20 protein-coding genes and 2 rRNA genes (1 of these 22 running past the window's edge) are annotated in these 22,469 nt (G+C 45.4%); 8 read left to right on the top strand and 14 right to left on the bottom strand.

Annotated elements, in window-relative coordinates:
* Nucleotides 1-96: 96 nt before the first annotated feature.
* Complete coding sequence (locus JJQ94_RS05915; RefSeq protein ID WP_099031308.1) at nt 97-300, bottom strand: MbtH family protein; 204 nt, start codon at nt 298-300, stop codon at nt 97-99.
* Nucleotides 301-584: 284 nt separating this feature from the next.
* Here JJQ94_RS05915 and JJQ94_RS05910 point away from each other — a divergent pair, with 284 nt between their 5' ends.
* Nucleotides 585-1,097: an RNA polymerase sigma factor gene (locus tag JJQ94_RS05910; RefSeq protein WP_099031307.1), complete on the top strand. Its 513-nt coding sequence runs from the start codon at nt 585-587 to the stop codon at nt 1,095-1,097.
* Nucleotides 1,098-1,126: 29 nt separating this feature from the next.
* Here JJQ94_RS05910 and JJQ94_RS05905 read toward each other — a convergent pair whose 3' ends face one another.
* Nucleotides 1,127-1,567 (bottom strand): tellurite resistance TerB family protein, encoded by a 441-nt coding sequence (locus JJQ94_RS05905; protein WP_099031306.1) that lies wholly within the window; start codon nt 1,565-1,567, stop codon nt 1,127-1,129.
* A 54-nt stretch (nt 1,568-1,621) separates the two neighbouring features.
* Between JJQ94_RS05905 and JJQ94_RS05900 the strand changes: the two genes are divergently transcribed.
* Nucleotides 1,622-1,996, top strand: a complete 375-nt coding sequence (locus tag JJQ94_RS05900) for a hypothetical protein (RefSeq protein WP_099031305.1) — start codon at nt 1,622-1,624, stop codon at nt 1,994-1,996.
* 211 nt (nt 1,997-2,207) lie between these two features.
* On the opposite strand, the gene JJQ94_RS05895 is transcribed toward JJQ94_RS05900, so the two are convergent.
* From JJQ94_RS05895 to fabR, 6 genes are all read right to left on the bottom strand, one after another.
* Nucleotides 2,208-2,801: a hypothetical protein gene (locus JJQ94_RS05895; RefSeq protein WP_099031304.1), complete on the bottom strand. Its 594-nt coding sequence runs from the start codon at nt 2,799-2,801 to the stop codon at nt 2,208-2,210.
* An 87-nt stretch (nt 2,802-2,888) separates the two neighbouring features.
* Complete coding sequence (gene leuD / locus JJQ94_RS05890; RefSeq protein ID WP_099031303.1) at nt 2,889-3,488, bottom strand: 3-isopropylmalate dehydratase small subunit; 600 nt, start codon at nt 3,486-3,488, stop codon at nt 2,889-2,891.
* Nucleotides 3,485-4,888 (bottom strand): 3-isopropylmalate dehydratase large subunit, encoded by a 1,404-nt coding sequence (gene leuC / locus JJQ94_RS05885; protein ID WP_099031302.1) that lies wholly within the window; start codon nt 4,886-4,888, stop codon nt 3,485-3,487. Before leuC ends, leuD begins: the two co-directional genes overlap by 4 nt.
* A gap of 15 nt (nt 4,889-4,903) precedes the next feature.
* Nucleotides 4,904-5,980 (bottom strand): 3-isopropylmalate dehydrogenase, encoded by a 1,077-nt coding sequence (gene leuB / locus JJQ94_RS05880; protein WP_099031301.1) that lies wholly within the window; start codon nt 5,978-5,980, stop codon nt 4,904-4,906.
* Nucleotides 5,977-7,524 carry a 2-isopropylmalate synthase gene (gene leuA, locus JJQ94_RS05875; RefSeq protein WP_099031300.1) on the bottom strand — a complete coding sequence of 516 codons (1,548 nt, stop codon included), beginning with the start codon at nt 7,522-7,524 and terminating at the stop codon, nt 5,977-5,979. The genes leuB and leuA overlap by 4 nt, the downstream gene beginning before the upstream one ends.
* A 376-nt stretch (nt 7,525-7,900) precedes the next feature.
* Nucleotides 7,901-8,524 (bottom strand): HTH-type transcriptional repressor FabR, encoded by a 624-nt coding sequence (fabR, locus tag JJQ94_RS05870; RefSeq protein WP_010374371.1) that lies wholly within the window; start codon nt 8,522-8,524, stop codon nt 7,901-7,903.
* Between the two features lie 125 nt (nt 8,525-8,649).
* On the opposite strand from fabR, the gene JJQ94_RS05865 reads away from it, so the two are divergent.
* Together JJQ94_RS05865 and sthA are read left to right on the top strand one after the other, a co-directional pair.
* On the top strand, nt 8,650-9,777 hold the full coding sequence (locus tag JJQ94_RS05865; protein WP_099031299.1) for an acyl-CoA desaturase: 1,128 nt from the start codon (nt 8,650-8,652) through the stop codon (nt 9,775-9,777).
* A gap of 35 nt (nt 9,778-9,812) precedes the next feature.
* Nucleotides 9,813-11,249, top strand: coding sequence for a Si-specific NAD(P)(+) transhydrogenase (sthA, locus tag JJQ94_RS05860; RefSeq protein WP_099031298.1), 1,437 nt, complete (start codon nt 9,813-9,815; stop codon nt 11,247-11,249).
* Between the two features lie 50 nt (nt 11,250-11,299).
* Here the strand turns inward: sthA and JJQ94_RS05855 are convergent, their stop codons facing one another.
* Entirely contained in the window at nt 11,300-12,541 is a 1,242-nt protein-coding gene (locus JJQ94_RS05855; protein WP_099031297.1) for a hypothetical protein, read from the bottom strand.
* Nucleotides 12,522-13,169: a methylamine utilization protein gene (locus JJQ94_RS05850; RefSeq protein ID WP_099031296.1), complete on the bottom strand. Its 648-nt coding sequence runs from the start codon at nt 13,167-13,169 to the stop codon at nt 12,522-12,524. Before JJQ94_RS05850 ends, JJQ94_RS05855 begins: the two co-directional genes overlap by 20 nt.
* Before the next feature lie 192 nt (nt 13,170-13,361).
* Here JJQ94_RS05850 and JJQ94_RS05845 point away from each other — a divergent pair, with 192 nt between their 5' ends.
* On the top strand, nt 13,362-15,404 hold the full coding sequence (locus JJQ94_RS05845) for a glycoside hydrolase family 97 protein (RefSeq protein WP_099031295.1): 2,043 nt from the start codon (nt 13,362-13,364) through the stop codon (nt 15,402-15,404).
* Between the two features lie 115 nt (nt 15,405-15,519).
* A complete protein-coding gene (locus JJQ94_RS05840) occupies nt 15,520-15,720 on the top strand; it encodes a hypothetical protein (RefSeq protein ID WP_010374359.1) in 201 nt (66 codons plus the stop codon).
* Nucleotides 15,721-15,845: 125 nt separating this feature from the next.
* On the opposite strand, the gene JJQ94_RS05835 is transcribed toward JJQ94_RS05840, so the two are convergent.
* On the bottom strand, nt 15,846-17,258 hold the full coding sequence (locus JJQ94_RS05835; RefSeq protein WP_099031294.1) for a glycosyl hydrolase family 18 protein: 1,413 nt from the start codon (nt 17,256-17,258) through the stop codon (nt 15,846-15,848).
* Nucleotides 17,259-17,539: 281 nt separating this feature from the next.
* On the opposite strand from JJQ94_RS05835, the gene JJQ94_RS05830 reads away from it, so the two are divergent.
* The gene (locus JJQ94_RS05830) at nt 17,540-18,193 is read left to right on the top strand and encodes an XRE family transcriptional regulator (RefSeq protein ID WP_099031293.1); all 654 of its coding nucleotides are present in this window, start codon (nt 17,540-17,542) and stop codon (nt 18,191-18,193) included.
* Between the two features lie 34 nt (nt 18,194-18,227).
* Here JJQ94_RS05830 and JJQ94_RS05825 read toward each other — a convergent pair whose 3' ends face one another.
* Nucleotides 18,228-19,400 carry an MFS transporter gene (locus tag JJQ94_RS05825; protein ID WP_099031292.1) on the bottom strand — a complete coding sequence of 391 codons (1,173 nt, stop codon included), beginning with the start codon at nt 19,398-19,400 and terminating at the stop codon, nt 18,228-18,230.
* Nucleotides 19,401-19,480: 80 nt separating this feature from the next.
* Here JJQ94_RS05825 and JJQ94_RS05820 point away from each other — a divergent pair, with 80 nt between their 5' ends.
* Nucleotides 19,481-20,293 carry an AraC family transcriptional regulator gene (locus JJQ94_RS05820; RefSeq protein WP_099031291.1) on the top strand — a complete coding sequence of 271 codons (813 nt, stop codon included), beginning with the start codon at nt 19,481-19,483 and terminating at the stop codon, nt 20,291-20,293.
* Between the two features lie 580 nt (nt 20,294-20,873).
* Here JJQ94_RS05820 and rrf read toward each other — a convergent pair.
* Nucleotides 20,874-20,987 (bottom strand): 5S ribosomal RNA (rrf, locus tag JJQ94_RS05815).
* A 118-nt stretch (nt 20,988-21,105) separates the two neighbouring features.
* Nucleotides 21,106-22,469, bottom strand: a 23S ribosomal RNA gene (locus JJQ94_RS05810); it runs 1,615 nt beyond the window's last position.

The raw sequence follows: 22,469 nt of genomic DNA, 5'->3' as shown, positions 1-22,469 counted from the left end.
CCTGCTAACGAAAAAATCGGATAAATATGCCGAACATTTGAAACATAAAATTTACAAAAATATCGACACTAAGCGGATAACAGGTAATTAGGACAATCAGCTTGTTAAAGCTTGACGTAAGCTCAGTGGTCTCATATCAGTCCAATGTTGATTGATATAATCAAGACAAGTCTGCTTGTCTCCTTCACAGCCTACTTCACGCCATCCCCCAGGAATTGATTTATAACTTGGCCAAAGAGAGTATTGTTCTTCATGATTAATCAATACTTTAAATGTGCTATTTTCATTATCAAAGCTCATAACTTTTACCCAGACTGTAAATAAACGAAGTTGCTAGCAATGACGCCTCAACTGCAAAATTATTTAGTTTTATTTCACTCAAAATGAAATCCAGGCGCTCAGCATTGCAGTTTCGTTGATGGTTAAATCCCCAAAACCAATACTTTTGTTAATCATAAGAAAAAAATAAAACACAAAAAGTAAACTTTGTACTTGACAGTCCTCCTTTATAAAAAATAGAATAACTGATAATTATTATCATTTGCGTTGTTGTTATTTTTGAAATGCTTAAGGAGTAAGTAGCTGTGTCTCAATTTGCGGTTAAGTGGTCGCGTGTTATTTCTGAAAACGAGTCAAAATTACTTGTATACCTATCCAGTATTTTACGCTGTCCATATTTAGCTGAAGATGCCTTGCAAGATACCTATATTCGGTTAGCTGGCATGTCCACAAGCCAGAATGAAGCCGTCAAAAATGCAACTAGTTTTTGCTATCAAGTTGCACGAAATATCGCTATCGATATGTTGAGAAAGTTCAATCGTGAAAATTTAGTTGATATTGAGGCCAGTCATTTTGAACAACTGACTGACCACCAAATAGATGTTGAATCTAAATATGAGAGTGAGCAGCTGAGTGGAAAGATCAACGATACAATTGGAAAGCTATCTCGCCGCCATCAAAACATTCTCTCTTTTTATCGTCATGGGAGACTTAAACAGAAAGAAATAGCCAACCTTTATAAAATCTCTCCTACCTTAGTCAACTTTATGATCAAAGAAGCTATCAGTAGCTGCCAAACGGAGTTAGTTAGCCATTAGCAATTAATTAGTATAAAACAACGCACCGATCACTCTGACTGTGCGCGAAGCTTTGCTGCAATAAAATCGGCATGGGCAACATAAAACAGCCCGGCTATTTTCCGAATGATATGGTCTTCATGGCTGTCGAGTTCGCCATCTGCATAAGCAACGTGCCACAATAGCTCAATGACCTCGATGCGCTCAATGTCGCTAGTGTGATTATTCACTTGCTTGGCAAAAGAATACATATCTACGGCCTGTTCCACCAATTGCTGCGCTTGTGTTATCAGTGCACTGACTTGTGGTTCAGGCAATTCACAACGTGTTTTGAGTAACTCCGCAATTTTGTCGAACTCCGACTGTTGTAGTTTGCCGTCCGCTCGCATCACTTCGACCAGTAATGCAGCAAGCGCGGTATTAAAGTCAATTTCTTGTTTCGGTGATGATTCCTGCAAGCTTTGAAATAGTTTTTTAAGTTGGTTAAGCAAGTGGCTAATCTCCCATGTGATATACTGTAAATGTAGCAGACTAAAAGGACAGTTATGCGTAAGTTATCATTGAGACTAAATTCATTAAAACTAAGTTCCCTAGTCGTAGGTGCAACACTGCTCTCGGCGTGCCAATATACACCGGTTCCACGAGGCGAACCTGAAAAACTCTATGACTTTGACCACAAAGTACATTATGAGCAAACCACGTATAATGATAACCACTTTCGACTGGCAATTAAGCCAGATAGTTATGCGCATTTTAGGCAACAAAGCGTATTTTTGCTGCGCCATGCCAAACGCTTATGCCAAGGCAGTAACCCACAATTGACATTACTCGGTGGCGTTCAAGGCTTTGATAAGATGCCATTAGAGCCAAGACCTTACCAGAATGACTTAACGGTAGACGTAAAATGTGTGGCCAAATAGCCACACACTTTTGTTAGCGCTACAAATCTTTTTCCGTAACCCGCTCTGGCTTTAGTCTTTATACCAGTTGTATTAAGTAAATGATCTATCTTGAAGCGGGGAAATAGCTTTAGTAGCAAGGCAAAAATTTTGCTATTTAGTTGTTCTAAATGAGAAATTTTTAACGAAGCTAATATGCTATTTCACCCTTCAAATTGATTAGAGAATTAATTCAATTGGTATTATATCCCCAAGGCGCTGTTGGTGCAGCTACCGGTTTCGTTAAATCAAAGTCCACTCGGAACTCTCGCCCTTCACGCACTAAACGATACGTAAACTGCTCTGGGTAGATATACATCTGCCATGTATTTCCTGTTGATTGTGGGATCCCTTGCTGGACAAATAACTGTTTTGAATATTCATCAGCAGGGAACGACTGCACGGTGTTAAATCCCGCATCTAGGGTATGACCACCATACATAGTAGAAACATCGTCGCTGCCATCTTCATGGCGGTGATCGTGCTTTAAGCTCAAACCACTACCGGTTTTGGTGATGATCCAAGTTCTTGAAGCATCTTTTCCTACATGAAATGGGACTTGAAGCTCAGCGTCGCTACATTGACGAACGTGCATCACAAGACGCGCATCACTAAAGCTACTTGGCCCTTGATTATCCACTGTCACTTTACCTTCGTAGGCTTTGCCACAATGCGCTTTAATAGCGTCAAAAAATGCATCATGGCTTGGGATGGAAACCAGCGGGGCAGGACGCGCAAAGGCTGCGCAGCTCAAGGTCGCGAGTAGCGCGAAAGTTAATTTTTTCATTGGAGACACCTAAAACAAATAAAGCCAGAGCTTAATCAGCTTCTGGCTTTGTGGCAAAATTATTCGACCAAATTGAGTAAACAGGTATTATTGCCAAGGTCTTGTCGTAGCAAGCTGCTGCTCAAAAGCATCAATTTGGGCATTTAATAATTCGGTCTCACCGATAAAATCAAGACCACTCAAGAGGCGTGCTTTGATGTCTTCTCGCACCTCAAAGTCAATTGGCGTAATACCTGATCCGCTTATCTGCTGTGCTTCTAGATCAATACTCAAATGCACTTGTGATTGTTGCTCACATGCATCGAAAAGCGCATCTAACTTGCTGACTGGTAACGCAATGCAAAGCATTTGGTTATTACCACAATTGTTAAAAAAGATATCGGCAAAGCTCTCGGCTAAGATCACGGTAAAACCATATTGTTTTAGTGCCCAAGGAGCATGCTCACGAGACGAACCACAACCGAAGTTGTCACGCGTTAACAAGATTGACGCGCCCTGATATTGTCGATAGTTAAGCACAAAGTTCGGATCAGGCTGGCCATCTTCAAGATAGCGCCAATCATAAAACAGCGCTTTATCAAACCCATCGCGGCTGGTTGAAGTTAAAAACTGCTTGGGAATAATTTGGTCTGTATCAACATTGTTTTTGTCTAGTGGCGCAACTAGGCCCTGATGAAACACGCTCATGACGCCTCTCCTCGAATATCAGTAAAGTGACCTGCAATTGCTGCCGCCGCCGCCATTGCTGGACTCACCAAATGCGTACGACCGCCTCGCCCTTGGCGCCCTTCAAAGTTCCGGTTTGAGGTCGATGCACAGCGCTTTTCTGCGCCAAGACGATCATCGTTCATCGCCAAGCACATAGAGCAGCCCGGTTCACGCCACTCAAACCCCGCAGCTTTGAAAATATCGGCTAAGCCTTCTTGTTCGGCTTGCTGCTTTACTAAGCCAGATCCTGGGACGATAAGCGCTTCAACGCCTGCCGCTACGTGCTTGCCCGCCACCACTTGTGCTGCCGCACGCAAATCTTCAATACGGCTATTGGTGCAAGAGCCAATAAATACGGTGTCGACTTTGGCATCGCTTAGCCTTTGTCCTGCTGTGAGGCCCATATATTTCAGCGCGCTGCGCATCGCATCCGCTTTGACTAAATTAGGTTCATCGTCAGGGTTAGGTACTAGGTCATTAATACCAATGACTTGCTCTGGACTTGTCCCCCAGGTTACTTGAGGTTGCACACTGTCAGCATCCAGCTCTACGACACGATCAAATTCGGCATCCGGGTCGCTATGCAAGGTTTGCCAGTAGCTCACTGCGGCATCAAAGTCTTCGCCTTGTGGTGCAAATGGGCGACCACGTAAATACGCAAAGGTTTTCTCGTCAGGTGCGATCAAGCCAGCTTTCGCCCCCATTTCAATACTCATATTACAGAGCGTCATCCGCGCTTCCATCGACAGCGCTTCGATCCCCGAACCACAAAACTCAGCCACATAGCCAGTGCCACCAGCTGTGCCTAATTGCCCAATCACAGCGAGGATCAAGTCTTTTGCAGTCACGGTCGGACGCAATACACCATTCACTTGAATTTTTAACGATTTGGCTTTTTTCTGCTGTAAGGTTTGGGTGGCCAGCACATGTTCAACCTCTGATGTACCAATACCGTGAGCCAACGCACCAAATGCACCGTGCGTTGAGGTATGGCTATCGCCACATACAATCGTTGTACCCGGCAAAGTGATCCCTTGCTCAGGTCCCATTACGTGCACTATGCCTTGGTTAATCGAATTTAAATCGTAAAGCACAATGCCAAACTCTTCACAGTTTTGTGCCAACGCTTGTAGCTGGTTTTTGCTCACCTCGCTGGCAGCATCAATCGAACGGCTCTTGGTCGAGACATTATGATCCATCGTCGCAAAGGTTTTTTCTGGACATCTTACCGGACGATTCTGCTCTCTTAATCCCGCAAACGCCTGCGGTGAAGTGACTTCGTGTACTAGATGACGGTCAATGTACAAGAGATCGGTTTGCTCGTTTAATTTAGCAACCACATGGGATTGCCAAATTTTATCGTATAATGTTTTTGCCACTTGCTCTTACCTTTATTAAACCCTGTCGACGATCGCTTGCGCGACATCCATAGTAGTAAATCCTGCTTGGGGATAGATATCCGGTGTACCTACACCATCTTTCACCGCCTCTGCTACTGCCTTTTCAATTGCGCGTGCCGCTTCATCCTGCCCCAATGAATAACGTAGCATCAGCGCGGCACTTAAGATTTGTGCGATTGGGTTTGCCACTCCTTTACCGGCGATATCTGGTGCTGAGCCGCCCGCTGGCTCATATAAGCCAAAGCCCGATTGATTTAGACTTGCCGATGGTAATAACCCCATGGAACCCGTGATCATTGCACATTCATCAGAAAGGATGTCACCAAACAGGTTGTCGCACAGTAGCACATCAAACTGGCTTGGTTGCTTTACCAACTGCATCGCAGCGTTGTCGATATAGATGTGATCAAGCGCCACATCTGGGTATTCTTTCGCGACTTCATTGACCACTTCACGCCACAGTACACTGGTTGCCAGCACGTTGGCTTTGTCTACAGAAGTCACATGATTGCTTCTAAGTCTCGCTGCATCAAAAGCAAAACGGGCGATGCGTTCGATTTCTTTGCGCGAATAGGTTTGCGTATCAAACGCCGACTCGCTTTCGCCCTCACCTTGGCGACCTTTTTCGCCAAAATAAATTCCGCCAGTAAGCTCACGGACGCATAAAATATCAAAACCTTGCTGGCTAATGTCACAGCGTAGTGGAGAGGCAGCGCTTAATGCGGGTAATAGCTGCGCAGGACGCAGATTACAAAATAGCTGAAAGTGCTTTCTAAGCGGTAATAAGGATGCCCGCTCTGGTTGCTCATTTGGTGGTAAATGCTCCCACTTAGGCCCACCCACAGAGCCAAATAAAATCGCATCAGCGGCTTCACATGCGGCCAATGTCGCCGCGGGTAAGGCTTCACCAAATTGGTCTATGGCCGCACCACCAATCGCTTGTGGTGATTTTTCTAAAGCAAAGTTGAACTTAGTCGCCACTTTATCTAATACCAGCTCAGCGGCTTGCATCACTTCTGGACCAATTCCATCTCCAGCTAGTACTGCGATTTTGTAGTTTGTTTGACTCATCCTGCTTTCCTTTGTTGTTTTAGGCTAGACACTTTTTGTGCTCTATCAATTAGGTTATATACTCGGATCATGGCTCTCACTGACGCTTCGACGATGTCGGCCGCAAGTCCCACACCGTGATATTGCTTACCACCAAACTTGGCAATAATATCGACTTGGCCCAGTGAACTTGCCCCTTTACCCGTCGCATCAAGGTTATATTCCACCACTTCCACCGCCATGCCAGTGATACGCTCGATAGCTACAAACGCCGCTTCCACAGGACCGTTGCCGGTTGCCGCTTCTTGCTTAAGCTCACCATTCAAGGCAATCCCCACAGTCGCGCTAGCGATAGATTGAGAGTTAGAAGATGCATTGACGAACTGTAATTGGTAGCGCTCGTCTTTATCTTTGATTTGGTTGAAATAAATCATCGCTTCAAGGTCATAGTCGTAAACCGTGCCCTTTTGATCGGCTAACGCCAAGAAGCTTTCATACAGGCTATCCATATCGTAATCCGATTTCTGATAGCCAAGCTCGGTAAGACGATGCTCGATAACATGTCGGCCAGAGCGTGAAGTCATATTTAACTGATTACTCGGAACACCAACGGTTTCTGGTGCCATGATTTCATAGGTGTTTTGTGCTTTTAAGACGCCGTCTTGGTGAATACCCGAGCTATGTGCAAAGGCATTTTCGCCTACAATTGCCTTGTTTGGCTGCACCGGCATATTGCAGATTTTAGCAACTTGACGTGACGCGCGATAAATCTCTTCGCTACGAATATCGGTGTGCACTTTTAGGTGGTCTTGACGCATCTTCATGATCATCGCCACTTCTTCTAGTGAGCAGTTACCTGCACGCTCACCAATACCATTGATGGTACATTCGATTTGTCTTGCACCGGCTTGTACCGCCGCGATTGAGTTTGCCACCGCAAGTCCTAAATCGTTGTGACAATGGACACTTAGTCTGGCTTTGTCGATGTTAGGCACATTATTACGAATATGGTAAATCATCGCTGCATACTCGTCTGGTGTGACATAACCTACGGTATCAGGCAAGTTAATCGTAGATGCACCGGCATTAATCGCCGCTTCAACAATACGACACAGGTCTGAGTGAGGCGTACGGCCGGCGTCTTCACATGAAAACTCAACATCATCAGTGTACTTTCTGGCTTGAGAAATGGCCTTAATCGCCATGCTAGTCGCATCATCTAGACTCATTCTTAACTTATGTTCTAGGTGCAGAGGGCTGGTTGCGATAAAGGTGTGAATGCGGCGCTGCTCAGCGCCTTTAAGGGCTTCGCCACATGCGTCGATATCTTTACTAACCGCACGCGCAAGGCCACAAATCGCTGGACCTTTTACCTCGGCAGCAATGCGTTGTACCGCACGAAAATCAGCCGGACTTGATACTGGAAAACCCACTTCCATAACATCCACATTGAGACGACTAATGGTATGCGCCAGCTGTATTTTATCTTCTTCTGTTAAGCTGGCTTTTAACGCCTGCTCACCGTCCCTTAATGTTGTATCGAAAATCCAGACTTTATCTTGCATACCCTTATCCTCAGCCAAAAAAAACCCCGCAAGTGCGGGGTGTCTACAGTAAATGTCGCTCAATTCGCGCAATTACACCCCACCCCTCTGGTTTACCAGTAGGAGGTTAAGAAGGAGTGAAATACGCGCAGTCATTTTCATTGAGCTAAGTGTTCCTGTTGATGAATTGGTTATGTTTTAACATGCTTCAAAAGCGACAATCAAGCATAAATTATCCCAAAAATAGAGTTTAAATCTCGATTTATTGGCAAATAAAATCACAATAACGCCGGTTTTAGAAAATATATTTCAAGATCAGAAGTGAACACAGATAGGATATGAAGTGAGCAGGGTAATTTTGAATTTTAATTACCAATAAAAAAATAGCCAATTTAGGCTATTTTTTTATTGGTTCTGGATGTTTTGCATAACCAGAGGCACCTTTTGCGATATACCGCAACTGCCACTTCAAACGCTCGGTCAGTTCAGCGCGTTGTGGGGGATCTTGATCCAAAGCCTCAGCACCAGAGCTAAATACTAAGGTGACCATTGCTTCAGCTTGCATGTGGGCGTGATGGGTATCTACTCCCGTTTCTGTTTCAAGATAATGAGCAAGCTCTAAGATAAAATGTTTGATTTCTCTGGCTACGGCGGCACGAAACGCAGGCGAAGTACCCGAACGTTCACGCAGTAATAAACGAAATTGGTTGCTCGACTGCTCGATAAATTCCATAAAGGTGTGCACAGAAGTATTGATCACGCTACCACCTTTAGCGATGCGACGCCTTGCTTGGCGCATTAATTGTCGCAAGGTTAAACCCGCTTCATCTACCATAGTCAGCCCGAGCTCGTTCATATCCTTAAAGTGTCGATAAAAAGAAGTGGGTGCGATACCCGCCTCTCGTGCGACTTCACGTAGGCTTAAATTCGAGAAACTATGCTCAGCACTTAGTTGATTAAATGCCGCTTCGATAAGCGCTTGACGGGTCTTCTGTTTTTGTTGGGCGCGTACACCAGCCATGGACTTTCCCCAATTCGCTTCGAAAAATAAGAACAATAAACCGCAGTCTAAACCTTGACGCAGCAAGAATGAAATACTATTTTAGCGTACAGTTGTACGCTGAAATTAGATTTTGAGATTAATTGATGAAAAAACCACCCATTTTATGGACCAATGTGCTGTTCTTTAGCTTATCGTTTTTAGCTGCGATCACTTTGGTGCCTTGGTATGGCTTTGAATACGGCTATACCACCAGCCACTGGGTAGCCTTTGTTGCCTGTATGTTTTACGCCGGTCTGTCGATCACCGCAGGGTATCACCGCTTATGGGCGCATAAAGCCTATGACGCCCATCCTGTGATTCAAGTTATTTTTGCGTTGGGTGGCGCATTCGCTTTACAAAACAGTATATTACATTGGAGTAGCGATCACCGTGTGCACCACGGTCAAGTCGACGACCCGGTAAAAGATCCATACGCTGCAACACGGGGCTTTTGGTATAGCCATATCGGCTGGATGCTGAGAGATTATCAAGGCGAGACTTACGGTGATTATAATAACGCCAGAGACTTACAACGCAACCCTATCGTGATGTGGCAACACAAACACTATATGAAGTTAGTATGGCTTACCAACATTGGTATCCCTTTAGTGCTTGGGCTATTACTAGGTAATGTGCTTGGCATGCTGCTATTGGCTGGTGTGCTTAGACTCGTATTGAGTCAGCATTTTACTTTCTTTATCAATTCATTGGCGCACATTTGGGGTAGTCGTCCTTATACCGAAAAAAATACCGCGAGAGACAATGGTTTGTTGGCCCTATTCACATACGGTGAAGGTTATCATAACTTCCATCATATTTTTGCGAGCGACTACCGTAATGGCATTCGCTGGTATCACTATGACCCAACTAAATGGCTGATCCGCACCTTTGCAGCGTTGGGTCTCGCCAGTAAGCTAAAACGTACTCCGGTTGAACGCATTGAAAAAGCCAAGGCGGAGACCTTATTGAATAAGACTAAAGTCAGTCTCGCAAAATTGCCTTTGGCGCAAGATAAGCTTACATTGTTACAACAAGAGTATGATTTACTTCTTAAAAAGCTTCAAAACTACTGTACTGTGCAAAAGCAGGTACTCGAAGCGAAGAAAGAAGCCGTACTTGCACAATGCGAACATTCCGCACTGATGCAACAATATAAAGAGCTAGAACAAGCTTGGGAAAGCCAAAAACAAGCTTGGATTGCACTAAATTCGAGGCTACTGAAAACAGCATAACGCTCAGCGGCCTCAACAACTTAAGGGGTGAGGCCGTGAGCAAAAAAGCTGCAGAAAAAACCGAAACTGTTCCACAATCCTATCAATACGATGCCATTATTATAGGCACCGGGCCTGGCGGCGAAGGTGCCGCCATGAACCTCTCTAAAAGTGGTAAAAAAGTCGCGGTTATCGAACGCCAGCATGCGGTTGGCGGTGGCTGCGTTCACTGGGGCACCATTCCCTCGAAAGCGCTCCGCCATTCTGTCAGTCGTTTAATTGAGTATAAAGCAAACCCGCTTTATCGTTTCACCGAGCGCCCGCAGCGCCATACCTTTCAAGATATTTTGCACCATGCCAGTGATGTGATCTCAAAACAGTCAACATTGCGTTCTAGCTTTTATGGCCGTAACCGCATTCACTTATTCCAAGGCGATGCCAGCTTTGTTGACGTACATACGGTACAAGTCATTCATCAAGATGGCTCGCAAGAGTTACTCACCGCTAAAACCATTGTGATCGCCACAGGCTCGCGCCCGTACCGCCCACCAGGCGTTGATTTTAACCACCCTCGCGTCTACGACAGCGACACTATCTTAAGCCTTGAGCATAATCCTCAGCGCGTGTTGATATACGGCGCGGGGGTCATCGGCTGTGAATATGCCTCAATCTTTAAAGGACTTGGCGCAAAGGTAGACCTTATCAACACCCGCGACCGCTTATTGGCCTTCATGGATGCCGAGATCTCTGACGCACTCAGTTACCACTTTTGGAATAATGGCATTGTTATTCGCCATAACGAGGAGTTTGCTAAAGTCGAGACCCATGATAAAGGGGTTGTTGTGCATCTACAGTCTGGCAAGAAAGTACGTGCAGACTGTATTTTATGGGCCAATGGTCGCTCCGGTAATACCGAAACACTCAACCTTGCAAGCGTAGGTCTAAAGGCAGACAGCCGCGGCCAGCTTAAAGTCAACGAACACTATCAAACCGAAGTGGACAACATTTTCGCAGTTGGAGATGTGATTGGCTATCCAAGCCTAGCCAGCGCAGCGTTCGATCAAGGGCGTATTGCGGCCAATGCGATTGTGCATGGAGCCTGTGATGATCGTTTGATCACTGACATCCCAACTGGTATTTACACCATTCCAGAAATGAGTTCTGTTGGTAAAACAGAGCAAGAGCTAACAGCCGCACGCATTCCCTATGAAGTGGGTCGTGCCCAGTTTAAACACTTGGCCCGAGCACAGATCACGGGCACTGAGGTCGGTAGCTTGAAAATTCTGTTCCATGCAGAAACCAAAGAAATATTGGGTATCCACTGCTTTGGTGAACGTGCATCTGAAATCATCCATATCGGACAAGCCATTATGGAACAAAAAGGGGCTGGTAATAACATCGAGTACTTTATCAATACCACCTTTAACTATCCAACGATGGCGGAAGCCTATCGCGTTGCGGCACTGAACGGCGTCAACCGCCTACTAGATTAAAGTATCGTATGGAATGAGTAAGCGTGACGCGTTGGGCGTCACGCTTATTGTTATAAATTAAAACGATACTCCGCGCTGAGTCGCCACACATTATCCGTTTGCTTAGGCGTACCGTTAAAGGCCTCTCGGTTTGCAACTGTAGTTGTCAAACTCAAAAATTCACCGCCCACCAGCCAATTGCTATTAATTCGATACTTCACAGCAGCGGTCAGTGCATGACCATCACTTTGGTTAGGATCGAGCTGCCAGTCATCTTTATCGATGACTTTAAACTGCTCACCCCGTAAGGAAAAGCGCCACTCATCGCGCTGATGAGTGAGTAGTATAAACCAGCTATTAAAGTCATTATCAATACCTCGATTGACACCCATTGCGGTATTACCCAGCATACCTTGCGCGAGTATATGCGTCTGCGGTGTTAACTTGTAACGCCAAGCCGCGCTGATAAATTTAGTGTCCCATGCATACTGCCCAGTTCGGTAATTAATCTTACTTGGATCGCCATTATTATCGTACCAATAGACATTGACCTCACTGCGGTTTGAAAAGTCGCGATGATACCCAACATAATAACCAAACCGACCATCTACTTCAGAAAACGGTTCAACATGCTGTGCTTGATGTTGTAGCTGTGGTGTGTTCAACGACTCTACCGCGGCAAAGGGGAGACTTTCGTTAAATACCGACTGCCTATCATGCACGGTAAATCCTCGCCATGCGAGTAAAGTGCCAGCCGGATCATTACCCTTAAAAATACCAAATACGCCTTTGAATCCCTGACCGCGGCTACGACGCGTCTGCGGCTGCTCAATTGCGACTTCACCGCCAAATACTCGCACTTCCTCACCTATCCAAGCGTTGATAGCCGAATACTGGTATGTATAAGGTGACGACCAGCCAATATCTGGGTTCTCAATAGAAAACTTTGGATAAAAGCCGCCTGCTCGCATAATAAAGCGGCGACCATCTTTTGGTAGTGTTCGATACTGCAAATACAGTTCTGTAAAACCGAGCTTGTCATCTGGGTCTGGCACATACTGTGTTACCCCGTGCAAAGACCAAGCGCTGGAAAAGTCTACACGCCAATCAATAGCGCCACGACTAAGCGTAATATCTGACTCTCCTTTACCAAGACGCGTAACTCCCCATCCAGACTGATACCAAGCTTTACGACTCTCATCTTGCTGCCAGGTCGTTTGCAGTTGTCCTTGTCCAGAAATCTCAACGGCACCTGTTTGTCCCATGGCGAATAATGCCAGGGCGGCGCTTAGTTTAGTAATCATCGAAGCCATCGGAGAAATCCTGAAATGGAGCAACCAGTGGTTGCTTAATTTGATAGGTAATTGCTTGAGTGTTGTTCACGATAGAGAGCGGATGCTGTTCTGTTTTGTCTATATTTTCGAATCTTTCATGCCACACATTCAGGTTTAGTGCGCTGACTTGCTTAACACCTAGGTCGATCGATACTTTGCCGCTGCTATCCGTTACCGCAAATAATGGGCTATCTACAACCACGATATAACCCAGCATCCAATCGTGAATATTGCAGCCAAGCTCAACCACACCGGTTTGATCAAATAATACCTGTTTCGGGTCATCGCGATACAACTTTAGCTCGAACGGCTTTGCAGCAGAGAACGAATAGACGTGGTGCAGAATGGGATCTAAATTTGGAAACGAGACTTGTGTGCCTGCTTGCACCATCAAAATATGTGGCACAAACGCTTTATCCTTTTGTTTCATTTTATAATCTAGCGTCGTTCTTTCGTTATCAAAGCCATCCCCTTGCAACCACACCGCGGCATTCGCGAGTGGCTGTTTATCAGCATCGACAATTTGTACTTCAAGGGCATTGACTAGACCGGCTTGTAGCATTGCTATCACAACAGCAATACGCCCAAAAATTGTTAGGTTTAGCATAAGCAGTTCAACCTATCCTTATTATTTTTCTTAGCTTGTCTACACTAGACCGAGCGGAATAATTATTACATTCATCGCATTTACAGCATGAATACGTATGCAACTTTTACGTGAACGTTAGCATACAACAGTAAGCTTAGCTTATGTGCAAAAGAACACGAATCTTCGTGCCGACAACAAGAAGGAAAAACTATGCGCCCCCTGTCACTTCCCCTGATCGGATTAAGCTTGTTTACAACTACGAGCTTTGCCGCATCTTTAGCTGTGAGTTCGCCAGATGGCAAAATCACTTTTACCTTGAGTGATGATAATAGCCAGCCGACCTACCAAGTCAGCTTTAACGACAAAACCATTATTCAACCGTCTAAACTTGGTTTTGATTTCGCAACAGCTGCATCGATGCGCGATGGCTTAAGTATCACCACACATCAGCGTAATAGCGTCGATAGCAGTTGGCAACAGCCTTGGGGCGAAGCCCGAGTGATCCAAGATAAGCACAATGAGCTTGCTGTCACCTTTGCTAAGCAGACAGACAAGTCGTCGCAATATACTGTACGCGTAAAAGTATTTGATGATGGTGTCGGCTTCCGTTATGAAGTTGCCCAAAATCAAGCGCTTTATATCACCAGAGAGTTAACCGAATTCGCCTTTGCACAAAGCGATAAAAGTACCGCGTGGTGGATCCCTGCTCGTGGCTGGAATCGCTATGAATATGTATACAACACCACACCACTGCACGATGCCCCACATGTGCACACCCCATTTACCTTAAAGAATCAAGACGGGGTTCATATCAGTGTGCATGAAGCAGCTCTAATTGACTATGCGGGCATGACCTTAAACCAGCGTCGCCCGGGAACATTTGTTGCCGATCTGACACCTTGGTCAGATGGTGTTGCGGTCAAAACCAATGGTAAGTTCAATACACCTTGGCGCACCCTGCAAATAGGCGATAAAGCCACTGACTTGTTGAACTCTCACCTTATTTTAAACCTCAACGAACCAAATAAGCTCGGTGATGTATCTTGGGTTGAGCCGGGTAAATACATCGGCATTTGGTGGGGCATGCACATCAACAAAAATACCTGGGGCAGCGGCGATAAGCATGGTGCAACTACGGCGCGTACTAAAGAATATTTGAGCTTTGCCGCTGACCATGGCTTTGATGGCGTGTTGGTTGAAGGTTGGAACATAGGCTGGGATGGCGACTGGTTCTTCAACGGTGATGTCTTTAGCTTTACCGACGCCTATCCTGACTTTGATATTGACGAAATAGCCAGGCACGGAGAAAAAGTAGGTACACGCCTAATAGGTCATCACGAGACGTCTGGTAACGTCAGCAACTATCGCAATCAAATGGAGGCGGCCTTCGCACTCTACGAAAAAGCAGGCGTTCGCCAAGTTAAAACCGGTTACGTAGCCGATGGCGGCAACATCAAACGCATTGATGCCGAGGGCAATGCCAGATTCGAATGGCACGACGGTCAATTTATGGCAAATGAGTACTTAGACAACGTCAAACTCGCAGCCAAACACAAGATCAGTATCAACACGCATGAACCGATCAAAGATACTGGCCTGCGTCGTACCTATCCAAACTGGATTGCGAGAGAAGGGGCTAGAGGGCAAGAGTTCAACGCATGGGGCACGCCACCAAACCCACCAGAGCATGTGCCAATGCTTGCCTTTACCCGCATGTTAGCAGGCCCAATGGACTTTACTCCGGGTATTTTTGACATGGGCTTCAACGGCCTTGGCGATAAAACCAACCGCCCACAAACCACCCTCGCCAAACAATTAGCGCTTTATGTTGTGCTTTATAGTCCAATTCAAATGGCGGCCGATTTGCCAGAAAATTACCTCGCTAAGCCAGACGCCTTCCAATTTATCAAAGACGTACCCACCGACTGGGAGCACAGTATCGCACTTGCAGGAGAAGTGGGAGATTATGTTGTCTTTGCCAGAAAGGAGCGCAAGCATAAACAATATAGTGGTAACGATTGGTTCTTGGGCGCAGTAACTGACGAGGAAGCGAGAGAAATTCCTATTACTTTAGATTTCCTTGAGTCAGGTAAAACCTTTGAAGCGCAAATCTACGCGGACGGTGGTAAAGCCGAATGGAAACAAAACCCTTATGAAATGAACATTTATCGTCAAAAGGTCACAAGTGCCGACAAGCTAACATTAAAACTGGCTGCTGGCGGCGGTGTTGCTATTCGCTTTAAAGCGCTTTAAACATAAAGTGACTACCCAGCAGCTGGGTAGTCACCGCTTTGATCTGTACATTTAATGAACTATGCAGTAGGGTAAAATAGTCTATTAAGACATTCTTATTTCAAAGGAAAATAATATGAAACTTACCCTAGCAAAGAAAAAACTAAAACAATTAGACTATCAACAAAGTCAACTTGCCGTAAAACTAACACCGCAAGCAGCCGGTGGTAGAGGACCAGAAACCGGCGTTATGTGTGAAACGACCAATAACGATTACTGGTGCCAACGTCCAAGTTCACCGGCTGTTACCTGCAGCGTAATGGAACGCTGTTTATAAACATTTCCCACCATATATAGGCTAGATATTATAAAAATATGTAGTTAGCCTATTTCTCAGTCAAACTCTCTATATGCTCAACGGCCAGCTCTCACTCGCCGCCGAGCTGAGTTATAAGTAATAATTTACTGACATTGATAGCTTGGTGTTACACCATTAGCAACTTCCCATTTCGCTGTTAATAGCGACGCAGGACCATTACTGTCATGGGATAGCTCCCAATTCATAATGCCACCAGCATTGAGCTTAGCATACTGCGTTTTTGCGCGGATCGTCGGAATACCATTGTAGTAGCTGCTACCATCACTATCGCGACAGGCATTGGCAGGGTTCTCTTGTAGTAAGGTACGATACGCTTTCCAAGTAGGTCTTGCATAAAATGGTACACCTAATACCGTTTTTTCTTTGCTGAGCCCACGACCTTGCCAGTAAGCAATTGAGTCTTTGGCGTATTGCATAGAAGCATGATCAGTATTGTTCGCGTCGTACGCCATCAAATTTAAAAAGTCGATATCTTGGAATACAGATTCCAACACGCCACCACCAGTATAGCCAAGCGCCACCACAGCTGCCGTCAAGAATTTACCTCTGGCGCGTAACTCAACGCTTAGTTCCTTCATCAGTAACGCATAGTTATTTGCCGAAGCACCGGGATCTGGATATTCCCAATCCATATCAACACCATCTAGATTATGCTGCTCTACAAACGCAATGACCTCTTGCACGAAACGGGCTCTGCCCTGCTGTGAACTGGCGAATGTCTCAAATGCACTGTCGTCGCCCCCGTTCCAGCCACCAATGGCAATCCCCACTTTTACATTGTTGGCATGAGCCGAATTTACTAGCGCTGTCATTTTGCTTAAATTTTCAAGCGGTCTCAGTGTGCCATCTGCATTGGGTAGTAAAAATGAGTAATTGATATGGGTGAGTTTATCAAACTGAATATCACTCACGGCTCCCTGCCAACTTGGGAAATAGCCGACAATTTTAAAATTAGGATCGCCAGGAGGAACCTCGTCAGACACGACACTGAAGTTCACCGCACTCGATTCACCTCGTGCCCCAGACACATCAGTTGCATAGACAGTTAATGCGCGATTACCTAGCCCCTGCGCTTGCCACATCACCTCATAAGGCGCACTGTTATCAGAGGCGACAAGCGTGCCATCGAGATAGAATTCAACACTGTCGATTGCCGTGTTTTGCGGATGGCTTACTGCCGCCGCTAGGCTAACTGATGAGCCCACTAACACTCGTGCGTTACTGCTTGGGGAAGTGACCGAAACTAAAGGCAATGGCGTTACCGGATCACAACTGCCATTGGCTTGCCAGACATCATAAGTATTGGAATTTTGCGCTGGGTTTTGGTTTTGTGTCCACCATTTCGCGGTGTATTTAGCTGACTGATAGGTGACTGCGTCGCCACCTGTATATACTTGCTGTGATTGCCATTGCGTTAAGTTGCTACAGTCTACCGCCAGTGCAACTTCCATCGCGCCCAAGAGCGGAAGTGCAATTAATAAATTTGTATATTTCATTACCTTTTTCCATGTTGTATGTCGGCTAAAGCAAGTCGTGCCGAATTTAAATAAATGTTAACTTGCAATTCTAGCCTACCAGCATGAACAAATTTCGTACAACGCAACTCACTACGACCTTAGTCTAATGAAAATAGAAAATACTTCTTTTCTTTACACCAATTATTCATCCGTGATTATGCTCGTTTATAAAATGTCCAACTAGTGCAACGAGACTGTACAGATAAGACCTAGCTCAGTATGCTTGCGGGTTTAGGCGCTATAAAGAGAATAATTAAGAGATGAGTACGGCATTTTCAAGACGATTTGTAACCTTAGTCGAGCAATTTTCAGGTGGCAATAAACGCCAATTTGCCCAGCTAACAGGTAAATCCCCTTCCCATATTTACCGTATTTGTCGCGGCTTAAGTCGCCCTTCAATGATATATCTTGAGCACCTTTATAGCCTATTTTCCGTTGATCTGAACTGGTTACTTACCGGTGAACAACCCTTAGATAAACCACAAGGTCAGTTTAAAGATGAACTTACCCTCATACCTAAACTTGATATTGAGGCCAGTGCAGGTATGGGTAGTGTAATTGGTCATGAAGAAGTCACCGAGCAGTTTGCACTCAACCGTCGTTGGCTAAACTCCCATCTTGGCGTGTATTCAGAGAAGCTCGCCTTTGTCTCTATCCGTGGTGATAGTATGCAGCCCACGTTGCTAGACGGCGACATGGTACGCGTTGACCTTTCACAGAATCAACCCAGTAAAGATGCGGTTTATATCATTCAAACAGAAGAGGGTCTCATGGCTAAGCGAGTGCAACAAAAGCACTCTCAGCTCAAAGTGATCAGTGATAACCCTGATTACCTGAGCTGGGAGATCACCGCTGATAATGCCGACAGTCACGGCATTGCAGGACGTGTTGTTTGGTGTGGTCGCAGTATCTAAACTGCAATGTCACTATTCGTGTGATGCTGGAGCATCACACGGATTTAGCCAGCTTTTCCTGCACATTGGCTGTATTCACAAATTGACTCAACACCAATGAGCACACCGCAAGTGCAGCACCAAAGTAAAATACTAAGGATTGATCGTATAACCATACTAAGCCAAAGCTTGCAGGGATCACTACCGCTGCAATATGATTAATGGTGAAGCTAACCCCAGCTGTTGCTGCGATATCTTCTGGCCGAGCAATTTTTTGAAAATACGTTTTAAGTGCAATGGCCATCGCAAAAAACAGATGGTCGATGACATAAAGCGCTGCAGCAAAGCTTGCTGACTCTACCAATGCATAGCCAATAAATACAAAAATTAGTCCCACATATTCGATTGTCAGTGTTTTACGCTCACCAATATGCCCAATCATTTGACCAATCTTGGGGGCGATAAATATGTTTATCAAATGATTCAACATATAAAGCGCGGTGATCTGTGCAACATCAAAACCAAACTTTTCCACCATTAAGAAACCCGCAAACACCATAAATATTTGTCTTCTCGCACCCGAGAAGAAAATTAAAGCGTAGTATAGGCCGTACTCTTTTCTAAAAATGAGCTTTTTATGCTGCGTAGTATGCATTTCAAAGGTTGGAAAGCCGATAAACATAAATAGCGCAATGACAAAGCCAACCCCTCCAATGAGCAGATACATCCACTGATAGTCTGCAGAGAAGTAGCTAAAACCTAGCCATATTACCGCATAGGTGATCAAAGAGGCGATGGATTTAATAGATAGCAAGATACCCAGTTTGGCCGGCGCCTCATCTTTATTAAACCATTGTAAACTGAGTGATTGATTCAATGTCTCGAAATAGTGAAAACCTATCGACATTAATACTGTGGTTGCATACAAACCATAAATAGTAGGCAACAAGCCCGTAATAGCGACGCCAAGCGACAGCAAACATAAACTGATCAGTGCGAAGGTCTGCTCCTTTAACACCAATAAAACAAATACCGCTGTAAACGCTAAAAACCCGGGGATCTCACGCAGGGATTGCAACATTCCCATATTAGCGCCATTGAAGTTTGCGGCTTCAATCGCAAAGTTATTGAGCATGGCCATCCAGCCTGCAAACGTAACGGCCATAACTACGGTAGCGAGCACTAAGAAATTAAAAGGACTTTGCCATCCTTGAGAGGCATTCTTCATGATTATCTCCACATAAAGCACAACTATTAAAAAGTTATGGCTATAATATGGCCACACGTTAATTTCTGATATACATAATTATGCCAAGTTCTTTATCAAAACAGACAACTTTTCCTTGGCGTATTCAGCCCAAATATAAGCGCTTCTTAAAGCCAACGCTTGGTCGACCAATCCTGCCAAGAGCGGTAAAAAAAGCAGAGTGGGAGCATGTTCAACGGCACCAACATGACTGGGGACAGCTTGCATATACAAGCAATGGAGTCATCACAATTGTGACTCCTGAAGGCACTTTCGTGATCCCTCCCGACCAAGCTTTGTGGCTACCTCCCGGCCTTCCACATGAGACATATTGTCGCTACGGTGGAGATTTTCGTAGTGTCTATATCGACAATAAATACACCGAGTTGCTAGGGAATAAAGCGAAGCTAATTGCAGTAGATGAACTACTGAAGCAATTTATACTGGAGATCTGTACTTGGCAGGAAGAGTACCACTTAGATGAAAAAACAGAGCGATTTATTACGGTCTTTATTGATAGATTAACATCAGCTACAACGTGCCACTTTTTTATTCCAAGTGCACAGGATGCTCGGATCTTACCCATTGTGACCGAGCTACATACAAATCCAGGATGCAAAATAAGCTTGGAGGCTTGGAGTGATCAAGTCGGCGCATCAACCCGGACACTCAACCGTCTATTTCATAAATGCTTTATGATGGGGTTTAGTGATTGGCGCCAAAAATTAAGAGCTATCAAAGCGATTGAGCTGTTGAAAGATGGATATTCTCAGCAACAAGCAGCTGAATATTTGGGTTTTGAATCTACCGCCGCATTTAGCAATGCGTTTAAAAAGGTCTTTGGCAAACCGCCTGGACAGTACATTAAAAAGTAATGGTAATTTAGGATCAATAAATACTTTCCCACTGAATATTATGAATGCATAAATTGGCGGATAAACCACCTCCTACCATGTTGCACTGTGCTTATGCTGTGGTGGGAGCGCATTTACTTAGGTTAGAAAACCTCGCGATGTGTTGATTGGCTTCCGAGGTTTTCTATATCTCAAATCTCAATACCCCAAACAGCAAAAAAAACCATCACATTGCTGAAACTGGTTTTGATGTACATAGTTTTTTTGCTGGAGCTTCATTGCAAGCCATCGGTGGATAAACCACCTCCCACTATGTTGCACAGTGCTGATACTGTGGTAGGAGCGAGTTCATCTCGCGAGGTTTTCTATATCCCAAACAGCAAAAAAACCATCACATTGCTGAAACTGGTTTTGATGTACATGGGTGTGCCATACTACTTTTGAGCCGGAACTTTCATTGCAAACCATCGGCGGGTAAACCACCTCCTACCATGTTGCACTGTGCTGATACTGTGGTAGGAGCGAGTTTACCTCGCGAGGTTTTTAAATCACAAACAGCAAAAAACCCGTCGCATTGCTGCAACGGGTTTCTCTTATTTGGCCCTGGCGATGTTCTACTTTCACATGGGTAATCCACACTATCATCGACGCTGTTTTGTTTCACTTCTGAGTTCGGCATGGGGTCAGGTGGGTCCAAAACGCTATAGTCACCAGGAAATTCTGTTCATCAATGAAGTCTCCCTCATCAATGTAAATCCGGAAAAAGCTTATTAAATTCTTTTGTCTACTTTAGTCTATTAACTTCTGTCGCTTATAAACCACTTTGGCGTTGTATGGTTAAGCCTCACGGGTAATTAGTACGAGTTAGCTTAATGCCTCACAGCACTTCCACATCTCGCCTATCAACGTTGTAGTCTTCAACGGCCCTTCAGTTGACTCTAAGTCAAAGTGAGAACTCATCTCGAGGCCTGCTTCCCGCTTAGATGCTTTCAGCGGTTATCAGTTCCGAACGTAGCTACCGGGCAATGCAATTGGCATCACAACCCGAACACCAGCGGTTCGTCCACTCCGGTCCTCTCGTACTAGGAGCAGCCCCTCTCAATTCTCAAACGCCCACGGCAGATAGGGACCGAACTGTCTCACGACGTTCTAAACCCAGCTCGCGTACCACTTTAAATGGCGAACAGCCATACCCTTGGGACCGACTTCAGCCCCAGGATGTGATGAGCCGACATCGAGGTGCCAAACACCGCCGTCGATATGAACTCTTGGGCGGTATCAGCCTGTTATCCCCGGAGTACCTTTTATCCGTTGAGCGATGGCCCTTCCATTCAGAACCACCGGATCACTATGACCTACTTTCGTACCTGCTCGACGTGTCTGTCTCGCAGTTAAGCTTGCTTCTACCATTACACTAACCGTACGATGTCCGACCGTACTTAGCAAACCTTCGTGCTCCTCCGTTACTCTTTGGGAGGAGACCGCCCCAGTCAAACTACCCACCAGGCACTGTCCTCAACCCCGATTCAGGGGCCTAAGTTAGAACATCAACACTACAAGGGTGGTATTTCAAGGTCGGCTCCACAGAAACTAGCGTCTCTGCTTCAAAGCCTCCCACCTATCCTACACATGTAGGGTCAATGTTCAGTGCCAAGCTGTAGTAAAGGTTCACGGGGTCTTTCCGTCTAGCCGCGGGTACACAGCATCTTCACTGCGATTTCAATTTCACTGAGTCTCGGGTGGAGACAGCGTGGCCATGGTTACACCATTCGTGCAGGTCGGAACTTACCCGACAAGGAATTTCGCTACCTTAGGACCGTTATAGTTACGGCCGCCGTTTACCGGGGCTTCGATCAAGAGCTTCGCCTAAGCTAACCCCATCAATTAACCTTCCGGCACCGGGCAGGTGTCACACCGTATACGTCATCTTACGATTTTGCACAGTGCTGTGTTTTTAATAAACAGTCCCAGCCACCTGGTCACTGCGGCTCTCGTTTGCTTACAGAGCAAGTCCTTCACAAACAAGAGCGTACCTTCTCCCGAAGTTACGGTACAATTTTGCCTAGTTCCTTCACCCGAGTTCTCTCAAGCGCCTTAGTATTCTCTACCTGACCACCTGTGTCGGTTTAGGGTACGATTCAGTATGAACTGAAGCTTAGAGGCTTTTCCTGGAAGTAGGGCATCAACAACTTCACCA

The sequence above is a fragment of the Pseudoalteromonas sp. GCY genome (genome assembly GCF_016695175.1).
Taxonomy (GTDB): domain Bacteria; phylum Pseudomonadota; class Gammaproteobacteria; order Enterobacterales; family Alteromonadaceae; genus Pseudoalteromonas.
The sequence above is the reverse complement of the archived record's forward strand: the minus strand, read 5'-3'. Positions and strand labels throughout refer to the sequence as shown.

What these genes read in the sequence shown, in the direction of transcription:
- JJQ94_RS05850 (WP_099031296.1), bottom strand. Translation starts at nt 13,169, where the DNA reads ATGCTAAACCTAACAATTTTTGGGCGTATTGCTGTTGTGATAGCAATG.
- JJQ94_RS05895 (WP_099031304.1), bottom strand. Translation starts at nt 2,801, where the DNA reads ATGAAAAAATTAACTTTCGCGCTACTCGCGACCTTGAGCTGCGCAGCC.
- JJQ94_RS05840 (WP_010374359.1), top strand. Translation starts at nt 15,520, where the DNA reads ATGAAACTTACCCTAGCAAAGAAAAAACTAAAACAATTAGACTATCAA.
- JJQ94_RS05825 (WP_099031292.1), bottom strand. Translation starts at nt 19,400, where the DNA reads ATGAAGAATGCCTCTCAAGGATGGCAAAGTCCTTTTAATTTCTTAGTG.
- leuB (WP_099031301.1), bottom strand. Translation starts at nt 5,980, where the DNA reads ATGAGTCAAACAAACTACAAAATCGCAGTACTAGCTGGAGATGGAATT.
- JJQ94_RS05865 (WP_099031299.1), top strand. Translation starts at nt 8,650, where the DNA reads ATGAAAAAACCACCCATTTTATGGACCAATGTGCTGTTCTTTAGCTTA.
- JJQ94_RS05900 (WP_099031305.1), top strand. Translation starts at nt 1,622, where the DNA reads ATGCGTAAGTTATCATTGAGACTAAATTCATTAAAACTAAGTTCCCTA.
- JJQ94_RS05855 (WP_099031297.1), bottom strand. Translation starts at nt 12,541, where the DNA reads ATGGCTTCGATGATTACTAAACTAAGCGCCGCCCTGGCATTATTCGCC.
- JJQ94_RS05820 (WP_099031291.1), top strand. Translation starts at nt 19,481, where the DNA reads ATGCCAAGTTCTTTATCAAAACAGACAACTTTTCCTTGGCGTATTCAG.
- fabR (WP_010374371.1), bottom strand. Translation starts at nt 8,524, where the DNA reads ATGGCTGGTGTACGCGCCCAACAAAAACAGAAGACCCGTCAAGCGCTT.
- leuA (WP_099031300.1), bottom strand. Translation starts at nt 7,524, where the DNA reads ATGCAAGATAAAGTCTGGATTTTCGATACAACATTAAGGGACGGTGAG.
- JJQ94_RS05915 (WP_099031308.1), bottom strand. Translation starts at nt 300, where the DNA reads ATGAGCTTTGATAATGAAAATAGCACATTTAAAGTATTGATTAATCAT.
- JJQ94_RS05835 (WP_099031294.1), bottom strand. Translation starts at nt 17,258, where the DNA reads ATGAAATATACAAATTTATTAATTGCACTTCCGCTCTTGGGCGCGATG.
- JJQ94_RS05830 (WP_099031293.1), top strand. Translation starts at nt 17,540, where the DNA reads ATGAGTACGGCATTTTCAAGACGATTTGTAACCTTAGTCGAGCAATTT.
- leuD (WP_099031303.1), bottom strand. Translation starts at nt 3,488, where the DNA reads ATGAGCGTGTTTCATCAGGGCCTAGTTGCGCCACTAGACAAAAACAAT.
- JJQ94_RS05845 (WP_099031295.1), top strand. Translation starts at nt 13,362, where the DNA reads ATGCGCCCCCTGTCACTTCCCCTGATCGGATTAAGCTTGTTTACAACT.